The following is a 16854-nucleotide window of genomic DNA, read 5'->3' on the forward strand; positions in this document are numbered from 1 at the left end:
CTGACGTGCTGGGCAGCCGTCAACCGTACGCGAAGGGGGCCCTGTGAGGCTACGCGTCGACCTCCACGAGCGTCTTGCCGTCGAAGGTCGCGATCTCGAAGTGGTCGATCTCGTTGCGCTCGAAGGCGGCGCCGCCCTGGACGTACAGCGGCTGCTTGCCCTTGTCGGTGGTGGCGTCGGGCAGTCCGTAGCCCTCGCCGGTGACCGACCAGGAGTTCACCGTCTCACGCTCGCCGTTCTTCCCGACGGCGATGAGCGAGCACTTCTGGTCACCCTTGACGTTCTTCAGCTCGGTGACGATCTCGGTGCCCCAGAGCTTGTCCTCCAGGGCCACGGTGGCGGTCACCCCGGTGCCGGGGTCGGTCGCCGTGATCTTCTCGGAGCTCTTGTCGAAGATGTCCTTCGCGGGGTTGGCCGCGAGCGTGCGGTTGGTGCCGCCCCCGCCGCCGCTGCCGCTGTCCCCGCCGCTGGCGGCGACGGCCACGAACGGGCCGCTGACGATCAGCGCGCCCGCGGCGGCCACCATGTAGAAGTTGCGGCGGCGCTTGCGCGCACGGCGCTCGGCCACCTCGTCGACCAGCTTCTCCACCACGCGCGGCGAGGGCTTGGCGGACAGCGACTCACCGATCGCGGGCGATCCCGCGGCCTCGGGCAGGTCCGCGAGCGCGGCCAGCATCGGTTCCATGCCGGCGAGTTCGTCGAGCTGCTGGGCGCACCACTCGCACGTCGCCAAGTGCGCCTCGAAGGCGCTGGCTTCGGCGTCGTCGAGGATTCCGAGGGCGTAGGCACCGACGGTCTCGTGCTCGTTCGGCACCGGTGATCCCTCCATGGCACCAGACATACCCGTCCCGCCCGTGCCGAATCCCTGGTTTCCCCCGTACACACTCATCACGCCGTCACCCCCCGCTCCTCCAGAGCCAGCTTCATCGACCGCAGGGCGTAGAACACCCGGGAGCGTACGGTGCCGCTCGGTATGCCGAGTGTCTGGGCCGCCTCATTGACGGTACGCCCCTTGAAGTAGGTCTCGACGAGGACCTCCCGGTGCGCCGGGGTCAGGTCGTCGAGTGCGTCCGACAGCGTCATCAGCCACAGCGCCTTGTCGATCTCGTCCTCCGCGGGGATGACCTCCAGCGGCGACGGATCGACCTCCTGCGGCCGGGCCTGCCGGCTGCGGTGGCCGTCGATGACGATGCGCCGGGCGACCGTCACCAGCCAGGGGCGTACCGAACCGGTCGCCCGATTGAGCTGACCGGCGTTCTTCCAGGCACGGATGAGCGTTTCCTGGACGACGTCCTCGGCGCGCTGCCGGTCTCCGGCGACCAGCCTGAGGACGTAGGCCAGCAGGGGTCCTGCGTGCTCGCGGTACAGCGCACGCATCAGCTCCTCGTCAGGTTCCGAGGGCTGTGAAGACATGCGATGTCGGGCCCTCGTTCCACGTTCATTGGCCACGGCCGCATCCTTGCGCACGCCCACCTCCGGTGTCCGGGGGATCCCCCAGTCGGTCGCTCGACAACCGGTACGCAGGAAGCGGGTGGGGTGTTCAAAGAGAGACGGCAGTTTTCTGCGGGGCGTCATGACGACCGGGACATGAACGCACATTCCCCCCGCTTCCTCTTCACATTTCCGACACACGACGGGCGGGTTCTCACCGACGTGCGGCCGGAAGGGGGCAACAGGGGCGTGACGCACATCACTTGAGCAAGGTGCGGCATCCTCGGTGCACGAAAACCGCGAACGGGATAAGGGAGTTCAATCGGGCGCCGGTGCTCATCAGGCGCGCCGGTGCTCAGGCGCGGGCGAGGGCCGCCGCGCGACGGCGGTGCCGGGCCACGCGCTCGCGGTTGCCGCAGACGTCACTGGAACACCAGCGGCGCCGGCGTCCGCGGGAGGTGTCGACGTAGACGATGGGGCAGTTGTCGCCCTCGCACTGGCGCAGGCTCGCGCGGGCCGCCGGATCGGTCAGCAGGTCCACCGCGTCCCGCGCGACCGCCCCGAGCAGCGCCTCCCTGCCCGGCGGGCCGTCGAGCCGGCGCACCAGGGTCCCGTCGGCACCGGGCTCCGCGCGGGGTGCCGGCGGCGCGGCACGGGCGAGTTCGTTGACCCGGGTGAGCGCGGGAGCGTACGAGGAGCCGCCGGGGGCGCGCACCAACGGGACCAGGTTCGCGCGCAGTTCGCGGAACGCGGCGAGCCAGCCCGGGTCGGCGTGGGCGAGTCCGGTGCCCTCCGGGACGAGTCCCGCGCCCGTGACCCAGGCGCACAGCGCGTCGACGGAGTCGAGCCGTTCCTCGGGATGGGTGGTCGCGAGCAGGTCCAGGCAGACCCGCCCGGTGTCGAACCTCAGCTCGTAGGGCGCCGTGACCGTACCCAGTGCCATGTCCTGCCACCGCCTAGGGGCCCCGCGCGCGTGGGGGGGGCCGGTGCGCGATCCGGGAAACCGTTCTCCCCCCACAGTGCCCGCCCGTACGGGTGCCCGGAACCCCTCCCGCCGCGCGCTTTCCGCTTAGCCTTCCCGCATGGAGGAGTTCGACGGGGTGGAGGTCCGCGCGTTCCCGGACGCGGCGGCCTTCGAGGCGTGGCTGGCCGAGCACCACACCCGGCGCGAGGGGGTGTGGGTCAAGGTGGCGAAGAAGGCGACGGGAATCGCCTCGGTCACCGAGGACGAGCTGGTCGACGTGGGCCTGTGCTGGGGCTGGATCTCCGGACAGCGCCGGCGCCTGGACGACCGGTACTACCTGCAGAAGTACGGGCCGCGCCGGCCGCGGAGCCTGTGGTCACGGGTGAACGTGGACAAGGTCGCGGCGCTCGCCGCGGAGGGCCGGATGCGGGAACCCGGCCTCGCCGAGGTCCGGCGGGCCCAGGAGGACGGCCGCTGGGACCGGGCGTACGCCTCGCAGGGGACGGCGGAGGTCCCGGACGACCTGGCCGAGGCCCTCGCCGCGAACCCGGCGGCCCGCACGGCGTTCGACGCGCTGGACCGCACGGCCCGCTACCTGGTCCTGCTCCCCCTGCTCCAGGCGGCGACCCCGCAGACCCGCAGGAAGCGCCTGGAGAGCACGGTCCGGGACTTGGCGGAGGGCCGCCGTAACGGCTGACGGCCCGGTTCAGCCCGCCGAGTCGTACTTGGTGTCCGCCGCCGGGTCGAGGGCGAGGCGGTAGCCGCGCTTCACGACCGTCTGGATCAGCTTCGGGGCGCCCAGGGCGGTGCGCAGGCGGGCCATCGCGGTCTCCACCGCGTGCTCGTCGCGGCCCGTGCCCGGCAGCGCGCGCAGCAGTTCCGCGCGGGCGACGACCCAGCCGGGCCGGCGGGACAGCGCCCGCAGCAGGGACATCCCGGCCGGCGGTACGGGCCGCAGCTCGTCGTCCACCAGGACCGCGTGCCCCCGGATCTCCATCCGGTGCCCGGCGACCGGCAGGGTGCGGGCGCGGGACGGCAGTTCGCGGCAGAGCAGCTGGACCAGCGGGCCCAGCCGGAAGCGTTCGGGCTGCACGGTGTCGACGCCCCGGGCCTGGAGCGGCAGGGCGGTGACCGGTCCCACGCAGGCGGACAGCACGTCGTGGCCGAGGGCGGCCAGCAGGTCGTCCACCAGGCCGCGTTCCCCGGCGCGGGAGAGCAGCGAGGCGGCCGCGGGCGCGCTGGTGAAGGTGACCGCGTCCAGGGTGCGGGCGACGACCGCGTCGATCAGGCGGTCCACCGGTCCGATGTCCTCCGGCGGCAGCCACCGGTAGACCGGCACGCCCAGGACCTCCGCTCCCCGGCCGCAGCGACTCCACGAACCGGGCAGCGGCTCGCCGTGCAGCTGGACGGCGATGCGCAGGCCGTCGACGCCCTCCTCGAGGAGCCGGTCCAGCACCTCGGCCATGGACTCCGACGCCGGCGACCACTCCTCCGTCAGCCCGGCGGCCCGGATCGCGCCCTTCACCTTCGGCCCGCGCGCCATGATCCGCACCCCGCGCAGCCGCTCCAGCAGGTCCTCGCCGAGTCCCCAGCCGTCGGCCGCCTCCACCCAGCCCCGGAACCCGATGGCGGTGGTGGCGACCGCGATGTCCGGGGCCCGCCCGATGATCTCCTTGGTGGCGGCCAGCAGCTCGCTGTCGTCGGAGAGCGGCACGATCCGCAGGGCGGGGGCGTGCAGCACGGCGGCACCGCGCCGCTCCAGCAGCGCGCCCAGCTCGTCGGCACGGCGCGCCGCCGTCACGCCCACGGTGAAGCCGGCGAGGGGTCCGTGCTCCGGTGACTGCTCTCGTTCGTCGTACATCACTCTCGTCCCGGCTCGAGTCGGCGTCCTGCACGGAGGTGCGGCTCCACGTCCGTGCCGAGCGAGCCTGTCAATGATCCATGACAGGCTCGGTTCGGCTTCATGTCACCAGTGTTACGTCACCGCCCGTCAGACCTCGGCGTAGCTGAGCTGCGGCTTCTCCTGCGGGGCGGTGTCCGTCCCGGCCGCGCGGACGGCGGGCCGGCGAAGGTATACCGCCCAGGTGACCGCGAAACAGACCGCGTAGCAGACCAGGAACGCCACGAACGCGCCGGTGCCCGAGCCGTAGGAGAGGAAGGACTGGCGGAAGGCGAGGTTGATGCCGACACCGCCGAGCGCGCCCACCGCGCCGATCAGCCCCATGGAGGCGCCGGACAGCCGCCGCCCGTACGCGGCCGCCTCCTCCCCCGCGAGCCCCAGGGCCCGTGCCTTGGTCTGGAAGATGCCGGGGATCATCTTGTACGTCGACCCGTTGCCGAGGCCGGTCAGCACGAACAGCCCCACGAAGGCGACGGTGAACAGCACCAGCGACTGCCGCATGGAGGCGGCGATCAGCACGGCGGTCGCGGCGCCCATGGCGACGAAGTTCCACAGGGTGATGCGCGCGCCGCCGTAGCGGTCGGCGAGCCAGCCGCCCACCGGCCGGATCAGCGAGCCCAGCAGCGGCCCGACGAACGTGACGTACGCGGCCTCCAGCGGGGTGCGGTCGAACTGGTTCTGCAGCACCTGCCCGAAGGCGAAGCTGTAGCCGATGAACGAGCCGAAGGTGCCGATGTAGAGGAAGGACATGATCCAGGTGTGCGGGTCGCGCGCGGCGTCCCTGGCGGCGCCGGTGTCGTTCTTCACCGAGGCCAGGTTGTCCATGCGGAGCGCGGCGAGCACGGCGGCGACGACGATCAGCGGGATGTACAGGCCGAGCAGCACCCGCGGTCCCCCGCTCGCACCGATGATGGCGAGGGCGACGAGCTGGATGACGGGGACGCCGATGTTGCCCCCGCCGGCGTTCAGGCCGAGCGCCCAGCCCTTCTTCCGCAGCGGGAAGAAGGCGTTGATGTTGGTCATGGAGGAGGCGAAGTTGCCGCCGCCGATGCCGGCCAGCAGGCCGACCAGCAGGAAGGTGGAGAAGGAGGTGCCCGGCTCCATCACCGCGAAGGCGGCGACGGTCGGCACGAGCAGCAGCCCGGCGGAGACGATCGTCCAGTTCCGACCGCCGAACACCGCGACGGCGAAGGTGTACGGGACCCGGACGACGGCGCCGACCAGCGTGACCATCGACGTCAGCAGGAACTTGTCGGCCGGGGTCAGCCCGTACTCCGGGCCCATGAAGAGCACCAGCACGGACCACATGGTCCAGACGGAGAAGCCGATGTGCTCGGACAGCACGGAGAAGAGGAGATTGCGGCGGGCGATCCGCTCGCCGGTGCGGTTCCAGAAGGTCTCGTCCTCCGGGTCCCACTGCTGGATCCAACGGCCGCGGGCTGTCATGGGGCCTCCACTGCTCTCCGGGGCGCGGCGGTGCCGCGAGGGCTGGTCCCGAAGGTAGGGAGGGAGCGTTTCCGGCCTGTGGCACGCGGTGACCGGCAGGGAACGTTGCTCTCACCCTGGCCGGGGGCGGGGTGAGAGGTGTCCGTCACCGGTCACCGGCGGCGCCGTGAGGGGTCAGTGCTGCGGGGGCTGCCCGTAGGGGCCGGGCTGCTGCTGCGGGGCGCCGTAGGGGCCGGGAGCCTGCTGCGGGGCACCGTACGGGCCGGGAGCCTGCTGCGGGGCACCGTACGGGCCGGGCTGGCCGTAAGGGCCGGGCTGCTGGCTGCCGTAGGGGCCCGGCTGGTAGGCGGGAGGCTGCTGGGCGTAGCCCGGGGCGGGCTGCTGCTGCGGAAACGGCTGACCGTACGCCGGGGGCTGCTGAGGGTGGCCCGGAGCCGGCTGCTGCGGGGCCGGGGCACCCTGAGTTTGCGCCCCGTACGGGCCGTAGGGGCCGGCCCCGAAGGGGTTGCCGTGGCCCGGCATCCGACCGCCCGGGGGCAGGTACCGCACCCGGCCCGTCTCGTCCGTCACCGGTGCGAAGCCCGCCGCTTGCAGCCGCGCCGCGAACTTGGCGTTGCGCTTGCGGGTGACGACGAAGCCGATGCCCAGGATCGCCATGAGGGCCAGCCAGATCACGGCCGCGATGACGAAATCGTCCGAGGTGCCGCCGAGCCGGTAGGCGATGATGACGCTGCCGACGGAGACACCGAGGGCGCCGTAGCCGATCCGCTTCTCGGCGCTCTTGCCGGTGAGGTCGAAGTTGATGCGGGCCTTGAGCAGTTCGAAGGCGTCCGGCACGAGGGGCGGCAGGGACTGCCCGTCGCCGGCATTCGGGTACTGCGCCCAGTTCTGCGCGGCGCGGGCCTGGGCCTGCGGGCTGGGGTCGGGCACGATCAGCATCTTCAGCTGGCTGTTGTTCCCGCCGCCCTGCCGGACGTCGGCGTACTCGTAGCCGAACTGCTGGGCGACGAAGGCGAGTCGGGCGAGTTTCTTCACGGATGCCATGGGACTGGTGAGCTCCACCGGCTCCCCGCTCGCCATCAACCCCAGCATCTTCTGTGTCTGCCGCTTGCTCATCCGCCCTGCGCCCCCTGGCCCACCATTCACTTCAGCAACAGGGGGCAGTCTCGCACGGGCCGCCCGGCCGCGAAAGGCGCGGCCGGGCGGCCCGTGACATCAGCGGCGGCGCGCCCGGGCGGCGGTCTCGGCGCGCTTGCCCTTCGCGCCGTTCGGCCAGAGCCGCGGCGGCGTTTCGCGGCGAGGTCCTCGACCCAGCCCGTCGCGAACACCACCAGGCCGATCAGCGGCCACACGAACGCGAACGCCCACAGCTCGTACGTGCTGTTGAGTGCCTCCACCCCCCGCTCGCTCTGCATGAACGGCAGCTCGTACAGCAGGTCGACGATCGGGAAGGTGAGCGCGATCAGCAGGTTGTGCCACAGGTAGATGGTGACGGCCCGGTTGTTGGACAGGGTCACCAGCTTGTCCCAGTTGGCCAGCCGGCCCGGCAGCTCCTGCCACGACGGCGAGTACTGGAGCAGGATCACCACGAACCCGAACGACCACGCGGCCTGCGCCAGCGGATGTTGTTGAGGTCCCAGCCCTCGTCGCCGAGGTGACCCGAGGCCCACCACAGGCCGAACGCCATCACCAGGGTCGCGCAGGACACCGAGACGTACCGGGGGACCTGCTTGAGCATGCCGTCGTGGTGGGCGAAGCCCAGCACCCAGCAGGAGCCGTAGACCGCGAAGTCGGTGACCGCGTTGCCCGTCTCGCCGGGGATGCTCACCAGGCCGGTGCCGATGACGGCGGTCAGGCCGAGCGGGGCCAGCAGCGTCGGCCAGGGGGCCCGGCGGAACGCCCACAGCAGCAGCGGGGAGGCGAGGACGAACCACAGGTAGGCGCGCAGGTACCACAGCGGGCCCACGCGTCGTCCGCCCAGGTGCCGCGGTCAGCGGCCCAGGTCCCCGGCCTCGAACGGGTAGGGCGGGGCGCCGATCGGGACGAGGTAGTTGAACAGCTTGACCAGGCCCCAGGACCCGCCGCCCTGGTCGGGGTCGTCCCCGGGGTTCCAGCCGCTGACGAACACCAGCGTCAGGGCCACGACGGCGAAGACCCACATCGGCGGCAGCAGACGGCGGACCCGCGACCGGATCACGCTCCACGCGGGCCGCTTCAGGGACCGCGCCATCAGCGAGCCCGCCAGCGCGAACATCACGCCCATCGACGGGAACAGCACCGTCAGCCAGGCCCACCCGAAGAGGTGGTAGACGACGACGCGGACCAGGGCGACGGACCGCAGCAGGTCCAGATACCGGTCCCGGCCCGGCTTCTTCGGGGCCGGCTTCGCCGCGGGCCCCGGTTCCGGTCCTGCGGCCGGCTCGGTGACGTGCTGCTGGGGGAACGGGTACGGCGACTGCGCCGCCACGCCCGCCTGCCCGCCGTACGGCGTGCCGTAGGGGCCGGCCGGGACCGGGCCGGTGCCGGTCGGGTGTCCGTGGGTCATGCCACCGGCCTCCGGTCGTCGTTGTACGCCTGGGCACCCTGCACGGTCCCGTTCACGGGCGCCCCCACCACACCGGTGCGGCGCAGCTTCTGCCAGCGCAGCCGGCCGCCGGTGAGCGCGGTGATCCAGGACTGGAGCAGCACGACGTACATGAGCTGGCGGTAGAGGATCTGCTGCAGCGGCAACGAGATCAGATGGGTCATGCGTTCCTTGTCCAGCCGGAACGCGTACGCGGCGCAGACCGCCTGGATGGCCAGCACGCCCAGCCACGCGAGGATCGTCTGCTGGGTCGGGCCGAAGACCAGGCCGTAGAGCAGGAAGACGTCGATCAGCGGGGCCAGCAGCGGGGCCACGATCATGAACAGGGAGACGAAGGGCAGACCCACGCGGCCGAAGCGGCCCGAGGGCCCCTTTTCGATGAGGGCCCTGCGGTGCTTCCAGATGGCCTGCATGGTGCCGTAGGACCAGCGGTAGCGCTGCGACCAGAGCTGCTGCACGGTCTCCGGGGCCTCGGTCCAGGCGCGGGCGTTCTCCGCGTAGACCACGCGCCAGCCGGCGCGGTGCAGCGCCATGGTGACGTCGGTGTCCTCGGCGAGCGTGTCCTCGCTCATGCCGCCGATCGGCTCCAGCGCCGACTTCCGGAAGGCGCCCACGGCACCCGGGATGGTCGGCATGCAGCGCAGGATGTCGTACATGCGGCGGTCCAGGTTGAAGCCCATCACGTACTCGATGTGCTGCCAGGCGCCGATGAGGCTGTCCTTGTTGCCGACCTTCGCGTTGCCGGCGACGGCGCCGACCCGCGGGTCGCCGAAGGGCTGGACGAGCTCACGGACGGTGGACGGCTCGAAGACCGTGTCGCCGTCCATCATCACGACGATGCCGTGGCGGGCGTTGGCCAGGCCCCGGTTGAGGGCGGCGGGCTTGCCGGCGTTGAGCTGGCGGATGACCCGGACGTTGGGCAGGCCCATCGCCTCGACGATGCGGGCGGTGCCGTCGGTGGACCCGTCGTCGATGACCAGCACCTCGATCGGATGATCGCTGGCCATCAGGGAGTTGACGGTGTTCTCGATGCACTTGGCCTCGTTGTACGCCGGGACCAGCACCGTCACCGGTTCGGTGACCGTCGGGCCCCAGCGGAAGCCCTTGCGGCGCACCCGGCGGGCGTGGGCGCCGGAGAGCAGCAGCATCAGCACGAAGCGGGCGATGACCAGGGTGCCGATGACGGCCAGGCCGACCACGAGCACGCCGGTGATCTTCTCGGAGGCCTGCACCAGGAAGATCCAGGCCTTGCCCTTCCAGAGTTCGGGCCCGGCGACCGGGCTGTGCGCGCTGGGCGCGTCCAGGGCCTCGGTCAGGTTGTCGAACTCGTAGCCCTTGTCCTTCAGCCCGGGCAGGAAGGTGTCGAGCGCGGCCACGGTCTGGCTGCGGTCGCCGCCGGAGTCGTGCATGAGGACGATGGCGCCCTGGCCGTTCTTCGGGGTGGCGCGGCGGATGATCTCGTCGACGCCGGGCCGCTTCCAGTCCTCGCTGTCGGTGTTGTTGACGACGGTGAGGTAGCCGCGGCTGCCGATGTACTCGGTGACCGGCCAGGACTCGTTGTCCATGGCGTCGGAGAAGGAGGAGTACGGCGGGCGGAACAGCGAGGTGCGGATGCCGGCCGCACCGGTGATGGCCAGCTGGTTCTGCGACAGCTCCCAGTCGATGCGCTTCTTGGACTGCAGCGACAGGTCGGGGTGGTTGAAGGTGTGCAGGCCGATCTCGTGGCCCTCGTCGACCATCCGCTGGACGAGGTCCGGGTAGCGGGAGGCCATGGTGCCGGTGACGAAGAAGACGGCGTGCGCGTCGTGCTTCTTCAGCACGTCGAGCACCTTCGGCGTCCAGGTGGGGTCCGGGCCGTCGTCGAAGGTGAGCACCAGCCGGTGGTCGGGCACGCGCAGCGTCGTGGCCTTGCCGTTCCGGGCGTCTATGACCGGGCCGCCCTCGAGTATCTCCTCGGGGACCTGGGTGGTCGGGGCGGGGTCCTGCACCCGGTGGTCGGCGAGGATCTCGCTGTGCACGTAGCCGCGCAGCATCAGCATGGCGGCGAGGGCGACGAGGACCAGCAGCGGGAGCAGCAGCCGCAGCGGGACACGGCGGCGCAGTGCGCCGCGCCGGGACGGGCGGGCCGCCCGCCGGCGGTGGGACGGGGATGCCATCAGAGGACGTTCTCCGGGGACGGTGCGGCGGCGGGGGCGGCGTCCGCGCCCGCGGCGGGTTCGGCGGCGACCGGCCGGCCGGCGGGGGAGCGGCGAGGTTGTCGGTGCCGCCGGCCTCGCCGCCGCCCGTGGTGGCGGTGGGGTCGGGAGGGGGTGCCTCCGTCGTGACGGGGCGGAGGGCTGCGTGGCGGTGCCGCCTCCCGCCGGGGGCGTGTTGGTGGTGGCTCCGCCGCCGGTGCCGCCGGTGGCCGGCTGGGAGCTGGCGCGGCCGGCCGGCGTGGTCACCGGGGTGCCGCCGTCAGGTTGCTGCACCGTGCCGCCGGTGCCGCCCGCCGCGGGGGCGGAGACGCCGGGCGTGGGCACGTCTGAGGCGCCGGGGCTCGGGGCACCGCTGCCCGGCTGGAGGCTGGTGCCGACGCTGGGCGTGGGGTTGTCCGCCGAGGGCCCCGGCGTGGGCTCGACCTGCCCGGCCGGCTTGTCCTCCTGTCCCGGGACGGGCATCCAGGGGCGTCGGAGTTGCCGGACACCAGGGTGGCGACCATGACGACGGCGTAGCCCGCGCAGGCGAGGCCGACGGCCAGGCCGATGCGGCGGTAGAGCCGGTTGCGGCGGCCCGACTCGTCGACGAAGACGGGGGCCGCGTCCGGGGCCGCGCCCGCACCTGGTGTCCGGCTCAGCACACCGCCGGCACCGATCTGGACGGCGTCGAGCTGGACCGTCACCTCGTGCGGGTCGTGGGTGGCGTCGGCGCCGGTGTCCTCCTGCCACGGGTCGCGGACGGCGGTGCCGGTGTCCGCGGTGACCGCCGTCCCGGCGGCGGGGGCCGGCGGGCGGGGGACGCGCAGGGCGGTGGTGCGCTCGGAGTCGTAGGCGTCGTCGGCCCGGCGCTCGGCGGGCGGAGGCGTCTTCCGGAAGGCGCTGAAACCGTCCCCGCCCTCGGCCCGGCGCTCCGCGGGCGCGGGTACCTTGCCGAAGGCGCTGAAACCGTCCCCGCCGCCGGACGGCGCGGGCCGGCCGCCCGTCCCGGGCAGCACCTGGGTCCTGTCGTCGGCGCCGGACGGGGGCAGCATCTGGGTCCTGTCGTCGGTGGCGGACGGGGGCAGTATCTGCGTCCGGTCGTCGTCCATGCCGCTCCCGGACGGGAACACGCCGAGGCGGGCCCAGCGTTCGTCCAGGGAACCGGAGCCGGCGCGGAGGGTGTCCGCGCCGTCTCTCACGCCGGGTTCGGCAGGTCTTTCCGCCAGGGGGAGCACCCGTGTCTCACGGGCGTCCTCGTCCCCTTCCGGGAACCGCCGCGCGGCGTCCGCCGGTTGCGGCCGCCCCGGTTGGGCGTCTTCTCGCCACTTGTCCACGCGCTCGCACTTCCCCCCAAACGGAACCATCGGCGCGCGTACGACCCGAGCACCCGTCGGCGGACCGGGCCCCCACCCGCTCCGAGCGCCCCGTTTATCACACCGTGCTCGCGCATCGAATGTAGCGCACGCGGAGGTTGTGTGTTTGCAGGGCGACCTTTTGTGTCAGCAGCGAGACATTGGGTGCGCTCCCATGACAGTGGCGTCGGTTTCGGGCAGCCAGGAGCCCTCGGGGCGTCGCAACCAGCCACGCTCGACTGCGACTTCAGCCGCGGAACGACACAGTTCGGTCAAAGCGGGATGGATCATTCCTTTTCGCCACACGAGGGACACGGGTGAGAGCGGCACCGGTTCCACCAGGGGCCGCGAAACCGTCCCGGGAAGTGGCGGAAAACTCACCACCGCGAGAATCGGATTCCGCGTCCGGGCCATGATCCGCTGGAACTCCTCCTCCCCCACCGCCAACGGCGCGGGCGGTGCCGGCGTGATCCCCCGCCCGTCGAACAGCAGGCGCGCCAGGTCCGTCCACTCCAGGGTGCGGGGGTTGCCCGCGCCCGCGTACACCGTCTCGCCCGCCAGCGCGGACAGCGGCACCTCGGGCAGCGCCGCCAGCGCGTGGTCCTCGGGCAGCACCACGGCCATCGGCTCGTAGCGCACGGGCTGCTGCTCCAGCCCGGTGCGCAGCGCGGGGGCCAGCCCCGCGAACCGGCCGAACGACACGTCGATCCGTCCCGCCAGCAGCTCCCCCGCCGCCCAGGTCAGCCCGCTCTCGTAGCGGGCCATCAGCTCGTGACCCGGGGCGCGCTCCCGGGCCCGGCGCAGCACCTCGCGGTGGGTCTCCAGACCGGGCGAGTTGAGGTCGACCAGCAGCGGGCGGCTCCGCCCGGCGGCGGCGAGCAGGTCGTCGTGCGCCTGGAGCACCGCGCGGGCGTACGGCAGCAGGCGTTCGCCGTCGGCGGTGAGCGTCACCCGGCGGGTGCTGCGGACGAACAACTCGCAGCCCAGTTCCCGCTCCAGGCGCCGTACGTCCCGGCTGAGCGCCTGCTGCGCGATGTACAGGCGCGCGGCGGCCCGGGTGAAGTGCAGCTCCTCGGCGACGGTGACGAAGGCGCGCAGGAGCCGGGGATCGACGGCGGCGGGGGCGGGCATCCGGCGAACCTACAACACAGGCGCGTGAATCGGCACCGAGAAGGTGTTGGACCGGGCGCAGTGCCCGGGACGACGGTGGAGCAATGCCCCAGCCGACCTCGCGGGACACCCGCCTGTTCACCGTCACCTCCGACACCCTCGTCGTCGTCGACTTCACCCCGCGTGCCCGGCGCGAGCCCGGTCCGTACCGCCGTCTGTTCGCCCTGCCCGGCACCCGCGCCTTCACCGCCGGCAACCTGATCGCCCGGCTGCCGATGGGCATGTTCGGCGTCAGCGCGATCGTGATGATCGCCGGAACCCGCGGGTCCTACGCCCTGGCCGGTGCCGTCACCGCGACCGGTCTCGCGGCCACGGCGGTGGTCGCCCCCTGGACCGCGCGCCTGGTGGACCGGTACGGGCAGGCCAGGGTGGCCCTGCCCGCCACGCTGTTCGCCGTGCTGGGCTCGCTCGCGCTGGTGCTCTGCGTACGCCGGGACGCCCCCGACTGGGCGCTGTTCGCCTCCTACGCCGCGACCGCCACCACCCCGAACACCGGGGGCATGTCGCGGGCCCGCTGGGCTCACCTGCTGAAGGGCAGACCCGCGGAGCTGCACACCGCGAACTCCTTCGAACAGGCCGCCGACGAACTGTGCTTCATGCTCGGCCCGGTGCTCGCGGCCGTGCTGTGCGGGACCTTCTTCCCTGAGGCCGGGACGCTGGTGGGCGCGGCGCTGCTGCTGACGGGCGTCGCGCTGTTCACCGCGCAGCGTTCGACGGAGCCGCCGGCCGTCCGGCGCGCCGCGGGCCGGGCACCCCTGCGGGCGCCCGGCATACGCCCCTTGCTGCTGATCTGCCTGGCGACCGGCGCGGTGTTCGGCTCCATGGAGGTGGTGACGATCGCGTTCGCGGACGGGCAGGGGCACCGCACGGCGGCCGGCGCGGTGCTCGCGCTCCAGGCGGCCGGTTCCTGCGCGGCGGGTCTGCTGTACGGGGCGGTGCGTCCTGCCGGGCCCGCGCGGTCCCGGCTGGTGTGGTGCCTGGCCGCGATGGCCGCGCTGATGACCCTCCCGCTGCTCGCCGCCGGTCTCACCGGCTCGCTCCTGGTCCTGGCGGGGGCGCTGCTGGTCGCGGGGATGGCCACCGCCCCGACGATGGTGACCACCATGACGCTGGTGCAGCAGCACACCCCCGAGGGGCGGCTGAACGAGGGCATGACGCTCGCGGTCACCGGGCTGCTGGGCGGGATCGCCGGCGGCAGCGCGGCGGGCGGCTGGGTCGTCGAGCACGTGTCGGCCACCAGCGGCTACGTCGTGCCCGCGGCGGCGGCGCTGACCGCCTTCCTGGCCGCCGCGGCGCTGCACCCGCCCGGCTCGCCGAACCCCACCAAGTGAGGATCACGGGGCCGGCCCGGCGCGCCGGTGTCTCCCCCGGCACGGTCTCCCACGCGCTGAGCGGCAAGCGGCCGGTTTCCGACGCGACCCGGTGCGGGTCCAGGTCGCTGTGCGCGTCCCCGGCGTCCGTCCCGCACCGATGTCCGGCCGGCCCCGCTCGCGGCGGCGGCCCGCGTCCCGGTCACCTCGGTGACCGTGCCGGCGGGGGAGCCGGGCACCCGCGCGGTGCGACTGCTGGTGCGGAAGCTCCCGGAAGCCGCCGTACCGGGCACCAGCCTGCCGTCGCCCCGGCTGTCGGAGCGGGCGGGCACGGCACCGCGCGGGCGCCGAGCACCCGCTCAGCCCAGGCCCCAGGCCTTCCCCAGCCGGTGGGCGGCGCACAGGTTCACGTCCAGGAAGTACGCCCCGGCCGCCCCGCACTGCGTCTCCCCGCTCCCGGGGTCGACGGGCTGGCCGTGTCCCATGCCGGTGAGGCTGTACGTCTCCACGACCGCGTTCCCGCCGGGGCCGCGGTAGACGCGGTGCGGGTACCCGGCGACGGTGTCGCTGACGTCGGGGGTGCGGTCGGCGCCCTGCACGTCGGTCCACTGGTCCACCAGGCCGGTCATGTTGGCCGGACGCACCGTGTAGTCGGCGGTGCCCTGGAACACCGTGAGGGCGGGCCAGGGACCGGTGTACCCGGGCCGCGCGGCCCGCACCCGGTCGCCCCACTGCGCCGGGGTCTGCGTCGCCCCGACGTACATGCACACGTACGGCGACCCGGCGGCCTGCGCGCAGCCGTACGGCAGCCCGGCGACGATCCCGCCCGCGGCGAACTTCTCCGGGTAGGCGGCCATCATCACGGCGGTCATCCCGCCGCCGGCGGACAGGCCGGTGACGTAGACGCGGGAGGGGTCGCCGGAGACGTCGGCGAGCTGCCGGTCGACCATCTGGGCCACCGAGGCGGCCTCGCCCTGCCCGCGCCGGATGTCGGCGGGCTCGAACCAGTTGAAGCACTGGGTGAGGTTGTTGCCGCTCTGCTGTTGCGGCAGGACGACGGAGAAGCCCCAGCGGTCGGCGAGCGCCGTCCAGCCGGTGCCGGAGGCGTACCCGGCGGCGTTCTGGGTGCAGCCGTGCAGGGCGACGACCACGGGGCGGCCGGCGGGCAGCCCGTCGGGGACGTAGCGGTACATCTTCAGGGCGCCCGGGTTGCTGCCGAAGCCGGTGACCTCCTGGAGAGAGGCGGCCGAGGCGGGCGCGGGGGCGAGGAGGACGGAGAGGAGGGCGGCCAGGAGGGCCGTCAGCACGGTGGGGCGCAGTGCGGCTCTGGTCTGTGTCATGGAGAGCGAAGGTAGAAGCGTGAACGACCCACCGATATGGGCGCGGACCCCACATCCCTGGGGTTCCCTCATGTGGGCGCATGACAAAGGCCCCGTCGCTTGCCGCGACGGGGCCCGTGCCCACATGGGGTAAGTGGAGATGGCGGGAATCGAACCCGCGTCCAACGGTGCGGAACCAGGGCTTCTCCGTGTGCAGTCGGCTGTGCTTTTCTCGGCCCCGGAGATCACGCCGACAAGTCTCCGACGGGCCCAGTCACTGTGTGGTTTCCCTCTTCACCCCGTGACCGGGATCAAGGTTTAGTTCCCTAGCTGATGCCAGGATCCGGGTCGGGAACACCCCCGGGCTGACACTCCCTTAAGTAGGGGAGCCGCTGCTCGCTACCTGAAGATCAGGCAGCGAGGGCGAGCTCGCCCTGGGAGATGGATCGCTTGGAATTGGCGATTATTTTTTTCGGCCTGTGGTTTACGAGATCATGGCCGCTTCCTCGACACGCTTCCCCTGCTTCGACAGCCGCTGTCGAAACCGATCATCCCCATGTTGTTTTTTCAAACCCTCCCGGAGGAGGGGGCGCGCACCCGCTGTGAGGTGCAGTGCCATCGTACGTGACCAACGCGGGTCGATGCCAGCCTATTCCCGCGCCGCCGGCCGGCCTCAGGCCCGCTGCTTGCGACGGACCGCGGAGACGGCCCGCTCGGTCTCGCGGCGGTCCTGCTTCTCGCGCAGCGTCTGCCGCTTGTCGTACTCCTTCTTGCCCTTGGCGAGCGCGATCTCGACCTTCGCCCGGCCGTCCTTGAAGTACAGGGCGAGCGGCACGATGGTGTGCCCCGTCTCCTGGGACTTGGCCTCCAGCTTGTCGATCTCCTCGCGGTGCAGCAGCAGCTTGCGCTTGCGCCGCGCCGTGTGGTTGGTCCAGGTGCCCTGGCTGTACTCCGGCACGTGCACGTTGTGCAGCCACGCCTCGTTGCCGTCCAGCTGGACGAAGCCGTCCACCAGCGACGCCCGGCCCTGACGCAGGGACTTCACCTCGGTGCCGGTGAGGACCAGGCCCGCCTCGTAGGTGTCGATGATGAGGTAGTCGTGCCGCGCCTTCTTGTTCTGCGCGATCAGCTTGCGCCCTTTTTCCTTAGCCATAGTGCCGCCCATTTTCGCACTACGGAAGGGGCCCGGGGGAAGCCGATTATC

General features: G+C 72.6%; 14 protein-coding genes, 1 other RNA gene and 1 pseudogene. 2 read left to right on the forward strand and 14 right to left on the reverse strand.

All coding sequences use genetic code 11. The features are described 5' to 3' along the window. Window positions 1-49: 49 nt before the first annotated feature. The 3 genes from F3L20_RS28025 to F3L20_RS28035 form a co-directional block, all read right to left on the reverse strand. Window positions 50-814, reverse strand: a complete 765-nt coding sequence (locus F3L20_RS28025; RefSeq protein WP_150156676.1) for an anti-sigma factor — start codon at window positions 812-814, stop codon at window positions 50-52. Window positions 815-888: 74 nt separating this feature from the next. Continuing rightward, window positions 889-1473: a sigma-70 family RNA polymerase sigma factor gene (locus F3L20_RS28030; RefSeq protein WP_078492847.1), complete on the reverse strand. Its 585-nt coding sequence runs from the start codon at window positions 1471-1473 to the stop codon at window positions 889-891. A 313-nt stretch (window positions 1474-1786) separates the two neighbouring features. Continuing rightward, a complete protein-coding gene (locus tag F3L20_RS28035; RefSeq protein WP_150156677.1) occupies window positions 1787-2374 on the reverse strand; it encodes a CGNR zinc finger domain-containing protein in 588 nt (195 codons plus the stop codon). 139 nt (window positions 2375-2513) lie between these two features. On the opposite strand from F3L20_RS28035, the gene F3L20_RS28040 reads away from it, so the two are divergent. Further along, a complete protein-coding gene (locus F3L20_RS28040) occupies window positions 2514-3092 on the forward strand; it encodes a YdeI/OmpD-associated family protein (RefSeq protein ID WP_150156678.1) in 579 nt (192 codons plus the stop codon). Window positions 3093-3101: 9 nt separating this feature from the next. On the opposite strand, the gene F3L20_RS28045 is transcribed toward F3L20_RS28040, so the two are convergent. From F3L20_RS28045 to F3L20_RS28075, 8 genes and pseudogenes are all read right to left on the reverse strand, one after another. Further along, on the reverse strand, window positions 3102-4256 hold the full coding sequence (locus F3L20_RS28045; protein ID WP_150156679.1) for a uroporphyrinogen-III synthase: 1155 nt from the start codon (window positions 4254-4256) through the stop codon (window positions 3102-3104). 129 nt (window positions 4257-4385) lie between these two features. After that, window positions 4386-5741: a nitrate/nitrite transporter gene (locus F3L20_RS28050; protein WP_150156680.1), complete on the reverse strand. Its 1356-nt coding sequence runs from the start codon at window positions 5739-5741 to the stop codon at window positions 4386-4388. A 174-nt stretch (window positions 5742-5915) separates the two neighbouring features. Continuing rightward, window positions 5916-6857 (reverse strand): hypothetical protein, encoded by a 942-nt coding sequence (locus F3L20_RS28055; RefSeq protein WP_150156681.1) that lies wholly within the window; start codon window positions 6855-6857, stop codon window positions 5916-5918. Window positions 6858-6883: 26 nt separating this feature from the next. Beyond that, complete coding sequence (locus F3L20_RS35745) at window positions 6884-7330, reverse strand: hypothetical protein (RefSeq protein ID WP_431193180.1); 447 nt, start codon at window positions 7328-7330, stop codon at window positions 6884-6886. After that, a pseudogene (locus tag F3L20_RS28060) lies at window positions 7324-8286 on the reverse strand (acyltransferase family protein). Before F3L20_RS28060 ends, F3L20_RS35745 begins: the two are co-directional and overlap by 7 nt. Continuing rightward, complete coding sequence (locus F3L20_RS28065) at window positions 8283-10481, reverse strand: polysaccharide deacetylase family protein (RefSeq protein WP_150156682.1); 2199 nt, start codon at window positions 10479-10481, stop codon at window positions 8283-8285. The pseudogene F3L20_RS28060 and the gene F3L20_RS28065 overlap by 4 nt, the downstream one beginning before the upstream one ends. A gap of 281 nt (window positions 10482-10762) precedes the next feature. Then, the gene (locus tag F3L20_RS28070) at window positions 10763-11698 is read right to left on the reverse strand and encodes a hypothetical protein (protein WP_150156683.1); all 936 of its coding nucleotides are present in this window, start codon (window positions 11696-11698) and stop codon (window positions 10763-10765) included. Between the two features lie 300 nt (window positions 11699-11998). After that, the gene (locus F3L20_RS28075) at window positions 11999-12982 is read right to left on the reverse strand and encodes a LysR family transcriptional regulator (protein ID WP_150156684.1); all 984 of its coding nucleotides are present in this window, start codon (window positions 12980-12982) and stop codon (window positions 11999-12001) included. Between the two features lie 83 nt (window positions 12983-13065). On the opposite strand from F3L20_RS28075, the gene F3L20_RS28080 reads away from it, so the two are divergent. Beyond that, the gene (locus F3L20_RS28080; RefSeq protein WP_150156685.1) at window positions 13066-14352 is read left to right on the forward strand and encodes an MFS transporter; all 1287 of its coding nucleotides are present in this window, start codon (window positions 13066-13068) and stop codon (window positions 14350-14352) included. Window positions 14353-14690: 338 nt separating this feature from the next. Here F3L20_RS28080 and F3L20_RS28095 read toward each other — a convergent pair whose 3' ends face one another. From F3L20_RS28095 to smpB, 3 genes are all read right to left on the reverse strand, one after another. Then, entirely contained in the window at window positions 14691-15671 is a 981-nt protein-coding gene (locus F3L20_RS28095; RefSeq protein ID WP_206338830.1) for an extracellular catalytic domain type 1 short-chain-length polyhydroxyalkanoate depolymerase, read from the reverse strand. 131 nt (window positions 15672-15802) lie between these two features. Further along, window positions 15803-16206, reverse strand: a transfer-messenger RNA (tmRNA) gene (gene ssrA / locus F3L20_RS28100). A 117-nt stretch (window positions 16207-16323) separates the two neighbouring features. Then, window positions 16324-16803 (reverse strand): SsrA-binding protein SmpB, encoded by a 480-nt coding sequence (gene smpB / locus F3L20_RS28105; RefSeq protein WP_150156686.1) that lies wholly within the window; start codon window positions 16801-16803, stop codon window positions 16324-16326. Window positions 16804-16854 lie beyond the last annotated feature (51 nt).

This window comes from Streptomyces tendae, assembly GCF_008632955.1.
Taxonomy (GTDB): Bacteria; Actinomycetota; Actinomycetes; order Streptomycetales; family Streptomycetaceae; genus Streptomyces.